Annotated in this window: 9 protein-coding genes; 6 read left to right on the top strand and 3 right to left on the bottom strand. The window is 69.9% G+C overall.

Translation table 11 applies throughout. The annotated features are described in order from the left end of the window. A partial coding sequence (locus IEZ19_RS52185) for an abortive infection family protein (protein ID WP_229841641.1) occupies positions 1-391 on the top strand: 391 nt, incomplete at its 5' end. Positions 392-507: 116 nt separating this feature from the next. Here the strand turns inward: IEZ19_RS52185 and IEZ19_RS46975 are convergent. The 3 genes from IEZ19_RS46975 to IEZ19_RS46965 are packed head-to-tail and all read right to left on the bottom strand — an operon-like array spanning position 508 to position 3665. After that, complete coding sequence (locus IEZ19_RS46975; protein WP_189317511.1) at positions 508-1455, bottom strand: TauD/TfdA family dioxygenase; 948 nt, start codon at positions 1453-1455, stop codon at positions 508-510. A 44-nt stretch (positions 1456-1499) separates the two neighbouring features. Continuing rightward, on the bottom strand, positions 1500-1712 hold the full coding sequence (locus IEZ19_RS46970) for an MbtH family protein (RefSeq protein WP_189317510.1): 213 nt from the start codon (positions 1710-1712) through the stop codon (positions 1500-1502). Between the two features lie 33 nt (positions 1713-1745). After that, on the bottom strand, positions 1746-3665 hold the full coding sequence (locus IEZ19_RS46965; RefSeq protein ID WP_189317512.1) for an ABC transporter ATP-binding protein: 1920 nt from the start codon (positions 3663-3665) through the stop codon (positions 1746-1748). A 313-nt stretch (positions 3666-3978) separates the two neighbouring features. On the opposite strand from IEZ19_RS46965, the gene IEZ19_RS46960 reads away from it, so the two are divergent. The 5 genes from IEZ19_RS46960 to IEZ19_RS46940 form a co-directional block, all read left to right on the top strand. Next, the gene (locus tag IEZ19_RS46960) at positions 3979-5163 is read left to right on the top strand and encodes an efflux RND transporter periplasmic adaptor subunit (RefSeq protein ID WP_189317509.1); all 1185 of its coding nucleotides are present in this window, start codon (positions 3979-3981) and stop codon (positions 5161-5163) included. Then, positions 5160-5870: an ABC transporter ATP-binding protein gene (locus IEZ19_RS46955; RefSeq protein ID WP_189317508.1), complete on the top strand. Its 711-nt coding sequence runs from the start codon at positions 5160-5162 to the stop codon at positions 5868-5870. The genes IEZ19_RS46960 and IEZ19_RS46955 overlap by 4 nt, the downstream gene beginning before the upstream one ends. Continuing rightward, positions 5867-7060, top strand: coding sequence for an ABC transporter permease (locus tag IEZ19_RS46950; protein ID WP_189317507.1), 1194 nt, complete (start codon positions 5867-5869; stop codon positions 7058-7060). Before IEZ19_RS46955 ends, IEZ19_RS46950 begins: the two co-directional genes overlap by 4 nt. Positions 7061-7228: 168 nt before the next feature. Beyond that, a complete protein-coding gene (locus tag IEZ19_RS46945) occupies positions 7229-7717 on the top strand; it encodes a hypothetical protein (protein ID WP_189317506.1) in 489 nt (162 codons plus the stop codon). 214 nt (positions 7718-7931) lie between these two features. Continuing rightward, positions 7932-15113, top strand: a 7182-nt coding sequence (locus tag IEZ19_RS46940) for a non-ribosomal peptide synthetase (RefSeq protein ID WP_189317505.1), incomplete at its 3' end; no start/stop codon positions are given.

The following is a 15113-nucleotide window of genomic DNA, read 5'->3' as shown; positions in this document are numbered from 1 at the left end:
CGCTGCGTCACCACCCGCCGAGCCCGCGGGCACCTCCGCACCGCTCAACTATGAAGACCCACTAAAGCTCGACGCGGCCTCCGCGCCTGAGGGACCCGACGGCAGCAAGGCCGTCAAGAAGATCCTCTCTGGTGCCGTGAACATCGCCGTCGGTGTCGCCGAACTGCGCAACCAGGGCTTCGGAAGCGGGCACAGGATGGCGAGTGCGCCGTCCGGGCTCGGGGTCCGGCATGCGCGTCTACCTCTAGCCGAGTTGGCGTTCCAGCACCGCGAGCTGGTGGCGCAGGGCGAGGATCTCGGCGACTTTGGCGTGGTCACTCGTGCGCAGCAGGCGCAGGGCGGCGAAGAGGCGAAATGCGGTCAGGTAAGCGAGACGGAGCATCACGAGTGACCATCTTGCCGCGCCGCGCGATCGACGCCATGTCTGTGGTGGCCTGCTCGAACGTAATTATCGGCACGAACAAGGCAGCCCACTTGACCTCTACCGCCCGGTTCGACGAACGGCCGTCAGGTGTCCGACATCGCCACCAGGACGCGCCGGGTCCCTTCGAACGGGCGTCGGCCGTGGGCGAGCAGGACGTTGTCGATGAGCAGTACGTCGCCGCTGCGCCAATCGACGTCGACGGCGCTCTCCAGCCCACGATCGATGATCTGCTCGATGTACGCGTCAGGGATCGCGGTTCCGTCGGAGAACGTCACGTACTGCGGGAACTCGTCGGGCGTGAGGATGTCGTACAGCTCGGCCGAGGCATCGTCCCCCAGTCCGGCCGGATGCCACTGGTCGGCCTGGTTGAACCAGACCTCGGCGCCGGTGACCGGGTGCTTGGTGGTCGAGGGGCGGAGCTGGGTGACGCGCAGGCCGTCCGGGCCCCACTCCCACTCGGCCCGTGACTGCCTGAGGAACTCCTCGACCGCCGCGCGGTCGTCGGTCTCGAACGTGTCCTGCCAGCTCTTTCCGAAGCCGAACCCGTCGTGCAGGTTCTGGACGTAACGGATGCCGCCGGCGAACGCCTCGCGCACCTCGGCGTCGAGCGAGTCGAGCCAGAGCTGACCGTCGAGCACCGGAGTGGCGCCGCCTGTTTCCGCCGACTTCTCGCAGTAGAAGGTGAGCCGGGTCGGCCAGCGGTGGGCGTAGCTGAGCTCGTTGTGCATGGAGATGGTGTACTTCTGCGGGTACTCGGTCGAGGTGTAGAGATTGCCACCCACTTTGGTGCGCGGCGAGTTGCCGTGCACGTACGGCAGGCGGTCCGGCACCAGCCGGGAGAGCACCGGCTCGATCGCCTCGGGCGAGACGCCGAAGCCCCTGAAGATGAGCGCCTTGCGCTCGGTGAGCAGGTCGGCAAGAACGTCGGCGCCCAGCTCGTCGAGCCAATCGACGAGGGCGGACGCGCCGGTCTTGTCAGCGCCTATCTCGTATGGCCGCCAGGCGCCACTGCCTGACTCAACGGTGTCCAACACGTCCTCCAAACGCGCGTGGTGTCTTTCGGGTGTGACCGCGGTCAATTCTCCTTCATGGCCTCGATCAGGCTTTTGGGCCGTATATCGGTCCACGACTTCTCGATGTACGCGAGGCACTCTTCCCGAGCTGCCTCTCCGAATACGGTCTGCCAGCCGTCCGGGACATCCACGAAGACGGGCCACAGCGAGTGCTGGTTTTCGTCGTTGACCAGGACCACATAGCTTGCGTCAGGGTCCTCAAAGGGATTTGGCATCTTACTGACCTCTTCTCTTGGCGGCAGGCCGGGTTAGATGCCCGCCTTGTTCGCGACATTCTTGGGTGTGCCGTTCGAGTGCTGTCCTGCGAATTGAGTGCGGTAGAGCTCGCTGTAGAGCCCGCCGGTGGCGAGCAGGCTCGTGTGGGTTCCGCGTTCGCGGATCCGGCCGCCGTCGAGAACGAGGATCTGGTCGGCTTCCAGGATGGTCGACAGCCGGTGGGCGATGACCAGGGACGTGCGGCCCGCCAGGGCGACGTTGAGCGCCCGCTGGATCGCCGCCTCGGACTCGGAGTCGAGGTGCGCGGTGGCCTCGTCGAGGATGACGACCGGCGGTGACTTGAGCAGGAGCCGGGCGAGGCTGATGCGTTGCTTCTCGCCACCGGAGAGGCGGTAACCGCGGTCGCCGACCACAGTGTCGAGACCGTCGGGCAGTGACGAGATCATCTCCCAGATCCGGGCCGCCTCGCATGCCTCGACCAGCTCCTTCTCACTGGCACTCGGCCGGGCGTACAGCAGGTTCATCCGGATCGTGTCGTGGAACAGGTGCGCGTCCTGAGTGACCACGCCGACCGTGTCGTGCAGGGACCGCATGGTCAGATCGCGTACGTCGTGATCGCCGACGCGTACCGTCCCGGAGAGGGCGTCGTACAGCCGGGGGACCAGGCTGGTGACCGTGGTCTTGCCGGCGCCCGAAGGGCCCACCAGCGCGGTGAGCTTGCCGGCCGGCGCGTGGAAGCTCACCTCGTTCAGGACCATGGCGTCGCCACCCCGCGCCGGCGTGCGCAGCGCGATCGACTCGAGGGAGGCCAGGGACACCTCGTCGGCGGCCGGGTACCGGAAGGAGACCTCGTCGAACTCGATGTCCGGGGCGAGGCCGTCGTCCAGCGGGAGCGGTCGGGCGGTGGGGCGTTCGTCGACGAGCGGCTTGAGATCCAGCACCTCGAAGACGCGGTCGAAGCTGACGAGCGCGATCATGACGTTGACCTGCATGTTGGACAGCTGGTTGATCGGCCCGTACAGCCGCAGCAGCAGCGCGACCATGGCGACGAGGGTGCCGATCTGGAGCGTGCCGTGGATGGTCAGCACGCCGCCGAGGCCGTAGACGAGCGCGGTGGTCACCCCGGCGATCAACGTGGCGATGAGGACGAGAACGCGCCCCCAGACGGCTGTCCTGATCGCGACGTCACGGACCTCGACCGCCTTCTGCGTGAAGCCCTCGGACTCGTCCTCGGGGCGGCCGTAGAGCTTGGCCAGCATCGCGCCCGACACGTTGAACCGCTCGTTCATCAGCGAGCCCATGTCGGCGTTCTGGCGCATGCCCTCGCGGGTGAGCCGCTGCAGTCGGCGGCCGACGAGCATGGCCGGAGCCAGGAAGAACGGGATCATCACGAGCGCCGCGAGAGTGATCTGCCACGACAGGTAGAACATCGTGACCAGCACGAGCACCAGGGTCAGCAGGGTCGACAGCGTCTGCGACAGCAGCGTCGTGATCGCTCGCTGTGCGCCGACCACGTCGGTGTTGAGCCGGCTGACCAGGGCTCCCGTCTGGGTGCGGGTGAAGAAGGCCAGTGGCTGCCGCTGGACGTGCTCGAACACCTGGCAGCGCAGGTCGCAGATGATGCCCTGGCCGACCCGCCCGGAAAACCAGGTCTGTGTGAAAGCGGCCAGCACTTCCACCAGCGACAGGGCGGCGACGAGCAGGGCGAAGCCCACCACGAAGCCTTCCCGGCGCTGCGCTATTCCGTCGTCGATGACTATCTTCAGCAGCAGCGGGCTCGTCGCCGTGATGGCCGAACCGGCGACCGTCGTCAGCATGACCACCGCCAATGACCAGCGATATCGCAGGGCATAGGGAACGATGCGGCGCACCGTGCCCGGCTTGATCTTCTGTTTGGTGATCGACTTGTCTGCGCCGAGCGGCATCAGACCCATGCGCGGGCCGCCCATCATGGCCACGGAATCCTCCTCTTGTCGCGGTCCCAAGCGGCACGGGTGGCCGATGCGTCAGTGACCGTACCGGCGGAGTCGAAGCGTGTGAAAGCCTGCGCTGTTCAACTTCGGCGCGGCCACAGTTGAACAGCGCGGCCGTCGGCGAAGGCCGCGGGATAAGGGGGCGGTTAAGGTTCTCGCTCACCGTCGGGAAACCTGCCGCAATCCACTCTCTAAGGCATGCAGGTACTTTCAAATCCCGTGGCCATGAAGGCCGTCGTCCTCGCCCTCGGCCCGACGTGCCGTGCCGAGCGGCACACGTGGAGGCTGAATCATGTTCGAGTCTGAGACCACGGCCCAGGCGCGGGTTCCGGAGCAGGAACAGGAGCTGGAGCTGGAACAGAAGCTGGACCCGGAGTACGAGGAGGAGCCGCCGCCGACGGGGCGCCGGCGCGTGCCCTGGAAGACGCTGAGCGTGGTCGTGGTGCTGGCGATGGGCGCCGCGACCGCGGTGTATGTGGTGGGGCGCGACGACGACAGCACGCCCAAGCAGCCGCTGTCGTCGCTGCCGACGAAGCCGGTGCTCCGCACGAATATGGTCAACACCAGTGAGATAGATGGGACGTTGGGTTATCGAGGCCGTTACACGGTGCTCGCCGAGAGCTCCGGACGGCTCACGTGGCTGCCCGCAAACGGCGATGTGATCAAGCGGGGCGAGCGGGTCTTCGAGGCGAACGCCCGTCCCGTCCCGCTCATCTACGGGTCGGTGCCACTGTGGCGGGACCTCAAGGTCGGGATGTCCGACGGACGCGACGTGCTGGAACTCGAACGCAATCTGCAGGCGCTCGGCTACGGCAGCTACCTGGCCGTCGACCAGGAGTTCAGCTCGGCCACCAAGTCGGCCGTGAAGGAATGGCAGAAGGCTCTCGGGGTCACCGAGAACGGCGTGGTCAAGCCGGGCGAAGTGGCGGTGCAGAAGGACGCGATTCGGGTCACCGAGGTCAAGGCACTGCCGGGTGCCCCGGCCAAGGGCAACCTGTTCACCGTCAGCAGCACCGAGCGGTGGATCACGGTGGACGTACCGGTCAGTGATCAGGACATCGCCAAGAAGGGGGCGAAGGTCCGGGTGACACTGCCCGGAAAGAAGACCACCCAAGGACACATCGTGTCGGTCGGCAGGGTGGCGACCGCGGGCAGCAGCAACTCCCAGTCCCAGACCGGGCAGGGCACGCAGGACGCCACCATCCCGGTCTACATCGAGCTGGACAAGCAGAGCAGCGCGGGCAACCTGGACCAGGCACCGGTGACGGTCGGCTTCACCAGTACCGAGCACAAGGGCGTACTGGCGGTACCGATCAACTCGCTGCTGGCCGCCGGCAGCGGCTATCGGGTGAAGGTGGTGAGCCCGCAGGGGAAGGTGCGCTCCGTGCGGGTCGAGCTCGGCATCTTTGACGGGAACAACGTCGAGGTGAAGGGCGACCTCCGCGAGGGCATGAAGGTGCAGGTGCCGCGCTCATGACCGCAGGGATCGAGGCCGCACAGGAGCCGGCCGCGGTCATCGCCGTGGAGGAGGCGAGCAAGGTCTACGGCGGCAACGTGCGGGCCCTGCACCGGGCATCGCTCACCATCCGATCCGGTGAACTGGTGGCCATCGTGGGCCCCTCGGGGTCGGGCAAGTCGACGCTGCTGAACCTGATGGGGACGCTGGACCGGCCGAGCTCGGGACGCGTCCTCATCCACGGACACGACGTGGCCACGCTGCCCGACCGGCGGCTGTCCGCGGTACGGGCGCACTGGATCGGGTTCGTCTTCCAGCAGTTCTTCCTGACCCCGCACCTGTCCGCCCTGGACAACGTCGCGACCGGCCTGCTGTACCACGGCCTCTCGCTCCGGGAGCGCCGGCTGCGGGCGAAAGCGTCGCTGGAGCGGGTGGGCCTCGGCCACCGTCTGCACCATCGTCCGCAGCAGATGTCGGGCGGCGAGAAGCAACGGGCCGCGATCGCCCGGGCGGTGGTGGGAAACCCGCCGCTGCTGCTCGCCGACGAGCCGACCGGAAACCTCGACTCGGCATCCGGCGCGGGAGTGCTTGAGCTGCTCAGCGAGCTGAACCGGGATGGCACCGCGATCGTGGTGATCACCCATGACCTGGACGTCGCGGCCGCGCTGCCGCGGCGCCTGGAGATCCGCGACGGCCAAGTCCAGGCCGATACAGGGGTGTTGACATGAGGGAACTGCCCGAGACGTCCCGACTCCGCGGAAGGGACCTGATCGCGGTCGGCCTGGACGGACTGCGCGGCCGGCCGCTGCGGGCCGTGCTGTCCGCGCTGGGCATCGCCATCGGGGTGGCCGCCATGGTCGCGCTGGTCGGCCTCAGCAGCGCCAGCCGGGCCGGGCTGATGGCCGAGATCGAGGAGATGGGCACCAACCTGCTCACCGCCAAACCCGGTACGACGCTGAGCGGCGACGCCGCGAAGCTCCCCACGGACGCGGAGGGCATGGTCTCCCGCATCCCCGGCGTGACCGGCGTGTCCGGGATCGGCCTGGTCGAGGACGCGACCGTCCGACGCACGGACAAGATCTCCTCGGCCAAGACCAGCGGCGTCGCCGTACAGGCCACCCGTACCAACCTGCTGAAAACGCTCAGCGGCACGGTGCGCTCCGGCGCCTTCCTCAACTCCGCCACCAGCCAGTACCCGTCGGTGGTGCTCGGCGCCGACGCCGCCGACCGGCTCGGCATCGACCGCGCCGACGCGAACGTGTACATCGGCGGCCAGTGGTTCCTGGTCGTCGGCATCCTCGACGAGCTGCCGCTCGCCCCCGAGATCGACCGCTCGGCCCTGATCGGCTGGCCTTACGCCGCCCGCCTCGGGTTCGACGGACACGTCACCTCCCTGTACGAGCGGTCCACGGACGCGGCCGTGTCGTCGGTGCGCGACGTGCTGGGGCGCACCATCAACCCCAAGAACCCGGAGGAGGTTCAGGTCAGCCGCCCCTCCGACGCGCTCACCGCCCAGGCCGCCGCGGAGGAGACCTTCAACGCGCTGTTCTTCGGCCTTGGCGCCATCGCGCTGCTGGCCGGAGGCGTCGGCATCGCCAACATCATGGTGATCTCGGTGCTGGAGCGCCGGCAGGAGATCGGGCTGCGGCGGTCGCTGGGCGCGACCCGCGGACAGATCCGGCTGCAGTTCCTCACCGAGTCGGTGAGCCTGTCGGCACTCGGCGGGGCCGCCGGCGTGGTCATCGGTCTTGCCGCCTGCCTCGGTTACGCCCTCTACCGCGACTGGCCCCTGACCCTGCCCGGCCAGGCCATCGCGGGCGGCGCCCTGGCCGCCGTCGCGATCGGCGCCGTCGCCGGCATCTACCCCGCCCGCCGCGCCGCCGGCCTCACTCCCACGGAGGCCCTCGCTACCACCTGACCGACGACCGACAACCCCCGGCCGGTCGTCGGGGTGCCTCCGCGTCCGCTCATGGGCGCGGAGGCACCCGTTTTTTCGTGTGCCGCTCCGGCCGCGCGATCGCTGTAAGAGTTCGGTTAACGCTGACGGTCACCGAGGCGAAACCTGGCGGCAGCCATGCTGATGAGCATGAAGAAACTCAACTTCGTCGCGGTGGTTTTGACGGCCACCGCCATGTTCGGACTGACCGCGTGCGGCGACGATTCATCCCCGAAGAAGGCCGCGCCCTCACAGGGGGATGCCGATTACGACCGCATGCAGAAGTTCATCAAGTGCATGGCCGAGCAAGGGGTTGACGTTCCGGAACCCGCCCCGGATGAGGGTGGAGACAAGGACAGCAATATCGAGAAGCCCGACGGCGGTTCCAAGGCGAAAGCCGAAGCGGCACGGGCGGCCTGCGCGAAGTACGCCCCCAGCGACGACATCAACGAGGACATCACGGAAGCTGACAAGGACCTGGCGCTGAAGAAGGCCGAGTGTCTGCGCGGCAAAGGTATCAACGCCAAGGACCCCAAGCCCGGGACCCTGGACGTCACCGTCGAAGGCACCGTGGACAAGGACAAGCTGGTCAAGGCCTTCAGCGCCTGCAACAAGCAGATCGGGACCGACGAGGGCTGACGACCGCCGGCCACCGCTCCGCCCTCACCGATGGGGCGGAGCGCGCGCCGTTCAACTGAGGCATCCGCGCAGTTGAACAAGGGTCGTCGACCCTATTCAGACACACCTTGCTCATATTCCCCGCATGGGCTGGAATGGCCGAGCCGGCTGGGGCGGTGCGTAACGCCTGGGTGGTGTTACGGCGTCGCATTCGAGCTCCTGGGGAGAGACATCGATGATCCCGTTGTCGTTCGCGCAGCGTCGGCTCTGGTTCTTGGCCAAGCTGGAGAATTCGGGTCTCACCTATAACAACGTCATTGCCTTGGCAATGCACGGCCCGTTGGATGTCGCGGCATTGAGCGCGGCTCTACGGGATTTGCTGGTGCGCCATGAATCGCTGCGTACCGTCTTTCCCACCGTGGCCGGCGAACCTTACCAGCGAATCCTCGAACCGGGGCAGCTCGACTGGGAGTTGGACGTGCGCCGGGCGGCGCCCGAGGATGTGGACGAAGCCAGGGCGGAAGCGGCCGGCTGCGCCTTCGACCTGGCGTCGGAAGTGCCCATCCGCGCGACCTTGCTCGCCACGGCGCCTGACGAGCACGTGCTGATCCTGGTCGTCCACCACATCGCCACCGACGCCTCGTCCCACCGCCCGCTGGGGCGCGACCTGTCGACGGGGTACGCGGCGCGGGCGCGCGGCGAGGCACCGTCGTGGGAACCGCTGCCGGTGCAGTACGCCGATTACGCCGTGTGGCAGCAGGAGTTGCTGGGGGAGAGCGTCGACCCGAGCAGTCGCCTCTCCGTCCAACTGGACTACTGGCGGCGCACCTTGGCGGGAGCGCCGGAGGAACTGGCATTGCCCGTGGACCGGCCGCGTTCGGCGGCGCCGGGCCAGGTGGGCCACCGGATCCCGCTGCGGGTCCCGGCGCACACGCACGCACGGCTGGCGGACCTCGCGCGCGCCGAAGGCGTGACGGCGTTCATGGTGCTGCAGGCCGCTCTGGCGGTGACACTGTCCCGGCTGGGCGCCGGATACGACATCCCCATGGGCGCGGCGGTGGCGGGGCGCACCGACGAGGCGCTGAACGATCTCGTCGGGTTCTTCGTCAACAGCCTGGTCATGCGCACGGATCTGTCGGGAGACCCGGACTTCCGGCAGGTGCTGGCCAGGGTCCGCCGGACGAGCCTGGACGCGTTCGCGCATCAGGACGTGCCGTTCGAGCGGCTCGTGGAGGAACTGGCCCCCGAACGGTCCCTGTCCCGACACCCGCTGTTCCAGGTCATGTTGACCGTGCAGAACACGGCCGGCGCGGTCCTGGACCTGCCCGGGGTCGCCGTCGAGCTGCTGCCGTCGAACATGTCGGTGGCCAGGTTCGACCTCGATGTGATGATCGAGGAGGTCTTCGACGAGCACGGCCGCCCCGACGGCCTCGCGGGCGTCGTCATCGGAGCCGACGCCCTGTTCGACGCGCCCACGGTGGCCGACATCGCGCAGCGGCTCCTGCGGGTGCTGGAGACGGTGGCCGCCGACCCGGACATCCCGCTGCACGCCGTGGACGTGCTCGACACCGCGGAACGCGACCGCCTGCTCGTCGAGTGGAACGACACCGCGACGGGCCTGCCGGGCGACTCGGTCCTCGCGTCGTTCGAGCGGCGGGTCGAGCGGACACCCACCGCCACCGCCGTCCTCGACGGCGACCGCACGGTCGACTACGCGGAACTCGACGCGCGTGCTCAGCAGTTGGCGGGCGTGCTGGCCGGGCTCGGCGTGGGTGCCGGCGCGGTGGTGGGGTTGTGCCTGCCGCGGAGCGTCGACGCGGTGGCGGGCGTCCTGGCGGTGTGGAAGGTGGGCGCCGCCTACCTGCCGATCGATCCGGCGAACCCGGCCGAGCGGGTCGGCTTCGTGCTGGCCGACAGCCGGGCCGTGGCCCTGGTGACCACCGAGGACATCCTCGACGCCCTGCCGGTGGTGCGCGTGCCCGTGATCGCCGTCGACGCCCTCGACACCGCGGTCGTCGGCGACGTCGGGCCCGCATCGCCAGGCGTCGCGGAACTGGCGTACGTGATGTACACGTCGGGGTCGACCGGCCGGCCGAAGGGCGTCGCGGTCACCCACGGCGGACTCGCCAACTACGTGAACTGGGCCGCCCGGGCCTACGACGTGGGAGACGGCGGCGCCGTCCTGTACTCGTCACCGGCGTTCGACCTGACCGTGACGAGCCTGCTGGTGCCGCTGGTGGCCGGCGCGGCGATCTCGGTCAGCGAGGACGGCGGAGTCGAGGGGCTGGCCGAAGTGCTGTGCTCCGGCGGCGGGTTCGACCTGGTGAAGGTGGTCCCGGCACACCTCCCGATGCTCGCCCAGCTGCTGCCTGCCGAACAACTGGCGCGCGCGGCGCGGCGTTGGGTGGTCGGCGGTGAGGCCCTGCCGTCGCAGGCGGTGTCGTCCTGGCTGGAAGCGGCGCCGGACACGGTGGTGGTGAACGAGTACGGCCCGACCGAAACCGTGGTCGGCTGCTCGATCCACGAGGTGCGGGCCGGTCAGCGAATCGAGGGCGCGGTGCCGATCGGGCGGCCGATCGCCAACACGCGCCTGTACGTGCTGGACGACGGGCTCGCCCCGGTGCCGGTCGGGGTGCCAGGAGAGCTCTACGTCGCCGGGGCCGGCCTGGCACGCGGCTACGTGGGCCGCGCGGGCCTGACGAGCGAACGGTTCGTGGCCTGCCCGTTCGGTCCCGGTGAGCGGATGTACCGCACCGGCGACCTGGCCAAGTGGACCTCCGGCGGCGACCTGGTGTTCCTGGGCCGCGCCGACGACCAGATGAAGATCCGCGGGTTCCGCATCGAGCCCGGCGAGGCGGAAGCCGTCCTGCGCACCCACCCCGCGGTGGCGCGGGCCGCGGTCGTCGCGCGGGAGGACACCCCGGGAGACGTGCGGATGGTGGCCTACGTCGTCCCCGACGACGACGGCGCCCCGCTCGACGGCGACGCCCTGCGGGAACTGGTGGCGCGGCAGCTGCCGGACTACATGGTCCCGGCAGCTGTGGTGTCCCTGCACGACCTGCCGCTGACCGGCAACGGCAAGCTCGACCGCAAGGCGCTGCCGGCCCCCGACTACGCGAGCGGCGCCGGCGCGGGGCGCACGGCGACGACCGCCCAGGAGGAGATCCTCTGCGGGGCGTTCGCCGAGGTGCTGGGCCTCGAGACGGTGGGGCTGGACGACAGCTTCTTCGAACTCGGCGGGCACTCCCTGCTCGGCGTACGACTGCTGTCCCGCATCCGCGTCGTGCTGGGCGCGGAGCTTCCGCTGTCGGCGCTGTTCGAACGGCCCACGGTCGCCGGGATCGCCGAGTGCCTCGCCGAGACCGGCGCGGCCCCGGTACGGCTGGAGTTGACGGCCGGGCCCCGTCCCGAACGGCCGCCGCTGTCGTTCGCGCAGCGCCGTCTGTGGTTCCTCGCCCAGCTCGAAGGCCCCAGCCCGACCTACAACACCACCGCCGCGATCCGCCTCACGGGTGACCTTGACATTCCCGTGCTCGCGGCGGCGCTGCGGGATGTCATCGCGCGCCACGAGCCGCTGCGCACCGTGTACCCGACCGCCGACGGCGAGCCGTACCAGCGCATCCTCGACATGCCGGACCTGGAATCCTGGGACCTGGCGGTACGTCAGGTCGACGCGGCCGGTGTCGCCGAGGCGGTGACGCGGGCCACCCGGCACGCGTTCGACCTGGCCGAGGAAGTGCCGTTCCGGGCCTCGCTGTTGCGGGTCGCCGAGGACGAACACGTACTGGTGCTCGTCCTGCACCACATCGCCAGTGACGGATGGTCGCTGGCGCCACTCGGACGAGACGTGTCGGCTGCGTACATGGCACGGGCACGGGGCGAGGTGCCCGCGTGGACCCCGCTGCCGGTGCAGTACGTCGACTACGCGCTGTGGCAACGGGAACTGCTGGGCGACGAGTCCGACCCGGACAGCCTGCTGGCGACCCAGATCGAGTACTGGCGGCGCACTCTCGCCGGAGCCCCACAAGAGCTGATGCTGCCCACCGACCGGCCGCGCCCGGCGGTGCCGAGCCGTCGCGGACACCGGGTGCCGTTCCAGGTGGGCGCCGAGCTCCACCAGCGGTTGGTGGACCTCGCCCGTGCCGAGGGCGTCACCTCGTTCATAGCCCTGCAGGCCGCGTTGGCGGTGCTGCTGTCCCGGCTCGGCGCCGGCCACGACGTCCCGATCGGCATCCCGGTCGCCGGACGTGCCGACGCGACACTGCACGACTTGGTGGGAAGCTTCGTCAACACCCTCGTGATCCGCACCGACCTGTCCGGGGACCCGGAGTTCCGGGAGGTCCTGGCACAGGTCCGGGAGACCAGTCTCGGGGCCCTCGCGCATCAGGACGTGCCGTTCGAGCGACTGGTCGAGGAACTTGTCGAAACCCGGTCGCTCGCCCGGCACCCGCTGTTCCAAGTGATGCTCACCGTGCAGAACGTCGAACGCGCCGAACTGGACCTGCCCGGCGTCCACATGACGAGCGTCGGCACGAGTGACGTGGACACCGCGGCAGCGCCTGCGGCGCGCTACGACCTGCACTTCACCGTCGGTGAGACCTTCGACGACCAGGGGCGCCCCGCGGGACTGCGCGCACTGGTGACCCTGTCCGAGGACCTGTTCCACGCCGAGACGGCGCACCGGATGGCCGCCTGGTTCGTCCGGGTCCTGGAGACGGTGACCGAGACCGCGAACACGCCGCTGCACGCGATCCAGGTACTCGACGCCCACGAGCGGCACCGGATGATCCACCAGTGGAACGCCACCGCGGCGCCCGGGCCGCGCCCCGCCCTCACCCGCCTGTTCCTGGACCAGGTGGCTGCGACTCCGGACGCGACGGCCCTCGTGGCCGACGGCACCGAGGTCACCTACCGCGAGCTGGACGCGTCCGCCGACCGACTCGCCCGATACCTGCGTGACCTGGGCGTGGGCGGCGAGTCCGTCGTGGGACTGTGGCTGCCGCGCGGCGTCCAGATGATCACGGCGATTCTGGGCGTGTGGAAGGCCGGCGCGGCATACCTGCCCCTCGACGCCCAACTGCCGCCCGAACGAATCGCGTTCATGGTCGCCGACAGCGGCGCGCGCGTAGTGCTCGTGGACCAGGACTCGGATTCCGCGAGCTTCGCAGCACCGGCGGGGGTGCCGGTAGCGACGATCGACGAGGCGCTGCACCCCGCGGACCCCGCTGGGCCCGAACCGGCCGTCCCGGTCGTGACGGCACCCGCGGGCCTCGCCTACGTGATGTACACCTCGGGTTCGACGGGCACACCGAAGGGCGTCGCGGTCACCCACGGAGCGCTGGCCAACTACGTGGCCTCGGTCTCCGAGCGGCTCGACTGGACCGGCGAGGGCGCACGGTACGGGCTGCTGCAGCCGCAGGTGACCGACCTGGGCAACACGGTGGTCTTCCTCAGCCTGGCCACCGGCGGGCAGCTGCACGTCCTGGACTCCGAAGCGGTGACCGACCCGGTCGCCGTGTCCGAGTATCTGCGTGAGCAGCGGATCGACCACGTCAAGGCGGTGCCGTCACACCTGGCCGCGCTGGCCGCGGACTTGGGGACGGACGCCGTGCTGCCCGCCCGATCCCTGGTGCTCGGCGGCGAAGCGGCCCCCGCCGCCTGGACGCGTGACCTGGTCGCGGCGGCCGCCGACCGACGCGTGTTCAACCACTACGGGCCGACGGAGACCACCATCGGAGTGGCCACCGCCGAGTTGTCACCCACGGCCCTCGCCGAGGGCGTGGTCCCGATCGGCACACCCATCGCCAACACCCGCCTGTTCGTGCTCGACGACGTGCTCGCCGCGGTGCCGACCGGCGTCATCGGCGAGCTGTACGTCGCCGGCGCCGCGCTGGCACGCGGCTATGTGGGACGGCGCGCGCTGACCGCGGAACGCTTCGTGGCGTGTCCTTATGGCGTCGGCGAGCGGATGTACCGCACCGGCGACCTCGTCAAGCGGACCGCCGACGGCGACCTGGTGTTCGTCGGCCGCGCCGACGCCCAGGTGAAGATCCGCGGCTACCGCGTCGAACCCGGCGAGGTCGAGTCCGTCCTGGTCGAGCACCCCGCCGTCTCCCGCGCCGCAGTGGTCGCCCGCGAGGACGGCGCGAGCGGCGACCGGCTCGTCGCCTACGTCGTGCTCGCCGAAGGCGCATCCAGCACCCGGGACCTGCGGGAGTTCGTGGCGGCGCGGCTGCCGGAACACATGGTGCCCGCGACCGAAGTGGCGCTCTCCGAGCTGCCGTTGACCGCGAACGGCAAACTGGACCGCGCGGCGCTGCCCGACCCCGACGACGGCACGGCCGTCCACCACGGCCGGGAACCGGCGGGCGCCACCGAGACCGCGCTCTGCGAGATCTTCGCCGAGGTCCTCGGCCTGGACCAGGTCGGAGTGCACGACAGCTTCTTCGACCTGGGCGGGCACTCCTTGCTCGCGATCCGGCTGCTGTCCCGGATCCGCTCCAGGCTGGGCGCGGAAGTCAAGATCAGAACGCTGTTCGAGGCACCGTCGGTGGCGGACCTCGCGGCCCGAGTCGAAGGACCCCGCCGCGACCGGGCCCGTCTCCCGCTCCGAGCGGGCACGCGCCCGGAGCGCCTTCCGCTGTCCTTCGCGCAACAACGCCTGTGGTTCCTTGGCCGGTTGGCCGGCCCCAGCCCGACCTACAACATCCCCCTGGCCATCCGATTGACGGGCGCGCTGGACGTCCCGGCACTGGCGGCGGCACTGCGGGACGTCATCGCCCGCCACGAGCCGCTGCGCACCGTCTACCGCTCCACCGACGGCGAGCCGTACCAGCAGATCCTCGCCCCGGACGAACTCGACTGGCGCCTCACGGTGACCGACGTACAGCCCGACGCCCTGACCGACGCCATCGCGCAGACCGCGAGCTACGCGTTCGACCTGTCGGCGGAGCTGCCGATCCGTGCGTGGCTGCTCGACCTGGGAGCAGACGAGCGGGCCCTGGTCCTCGTCGTGCATCACATAGCCACCGACGGCTGGTCCCACGCCCCGCTGGGCCGGGACCTGTCGATGGCGTACGCGGCGCGGTTGCAGGGTGAGGCTCCGGTGTGGGAGCCGTTGCCGGTGCAGTACGCGGATTACGCCCTGTGGCAGCGGGAGTTGCTGGGCGTGGAGTCGGATCCGACGAGCCTGCTGTCGCAGCAGGTGGAGTACTGGCGCCACGCGCTGGCCGGGGTCCCGTTGGAACTGGCACTGCCGGTGGACCGGCCACGTCCCGCGGTGGCGAGCCAGGTAGGTCACCAGGTGCCGTTGCGGGTGTCGGCCGAGGTGCATCAGCGGGTGGTGGAGCTGGGGCGCGCCGAGGGCGCGACCGCGTTCATGGTCCTGCAGGCGGCGTTGGCGGTCACCCTTTCGCGC

It is taken from the genome of Streptomyces brasiliensis (assembly GCF_014647875.1).
Lineage (GTDB): Bacteria > Actinomycetota > Actinomycetes > Streptomycetales > Streptomycetaceae > Streptomyces > Streptomyces brasiliensis.
The sequence above is the reverse complement of the archived record's forward strand: the minus strand, read 5'-3'. Positions and strand labels throughout refer to the sequence as shown.

What these genes read in the sequence shown, in the direction of transcription:
- IEZ19_RS46970 (WP_189317510.1), bottom strand. Translation starts at nt 1,712, where the DNA reads ATGCCAAATCCCTTTGAGGACCCTGACGCAAGCTATGTGGTCCTGGTC.
- IEZ19_RS46965 (WP_189317512.1), bottom strand. Translation starts at nt 3,665, where the DNA reads ATGATGGGCGGCCCGCGCATGGGTCTGATGCCGCTCGGCGCAGACAAG.
- IEZ19_RS46960 (WP_189317509.1), top strand. Translation starts at nt 3,979, where the DNA reads ATGTTCGAGTCTGAGACCACGGCCCAGGCGCGGGTTCCGGAGCAGGAA.
- IEZ19_RS46955 (WP_189317508.1), top strand. Translation starts at nt 5,160, where the DNA reads ATGACCGCAGGGATCGAGGCCGCACAGGAGCCGGCCGCGGTCATCGCC.
- IEZ19_RS46950 (WP_189317507.1), top strand. Translation starts at nt 5,867, where the DNA reads ATGAGGGAACTGCCCGAGACGTCCCGACTCCGCGGAAGGGACCTGATC.
- IEZ19_RS46945 (WP_189317506.1), top strand. Translation starts at nt 7,229, where the DNA reads ATGAAGAAACTCAACTTCGTCGCGGTGGTTTTGACGGCCACCGCCATG.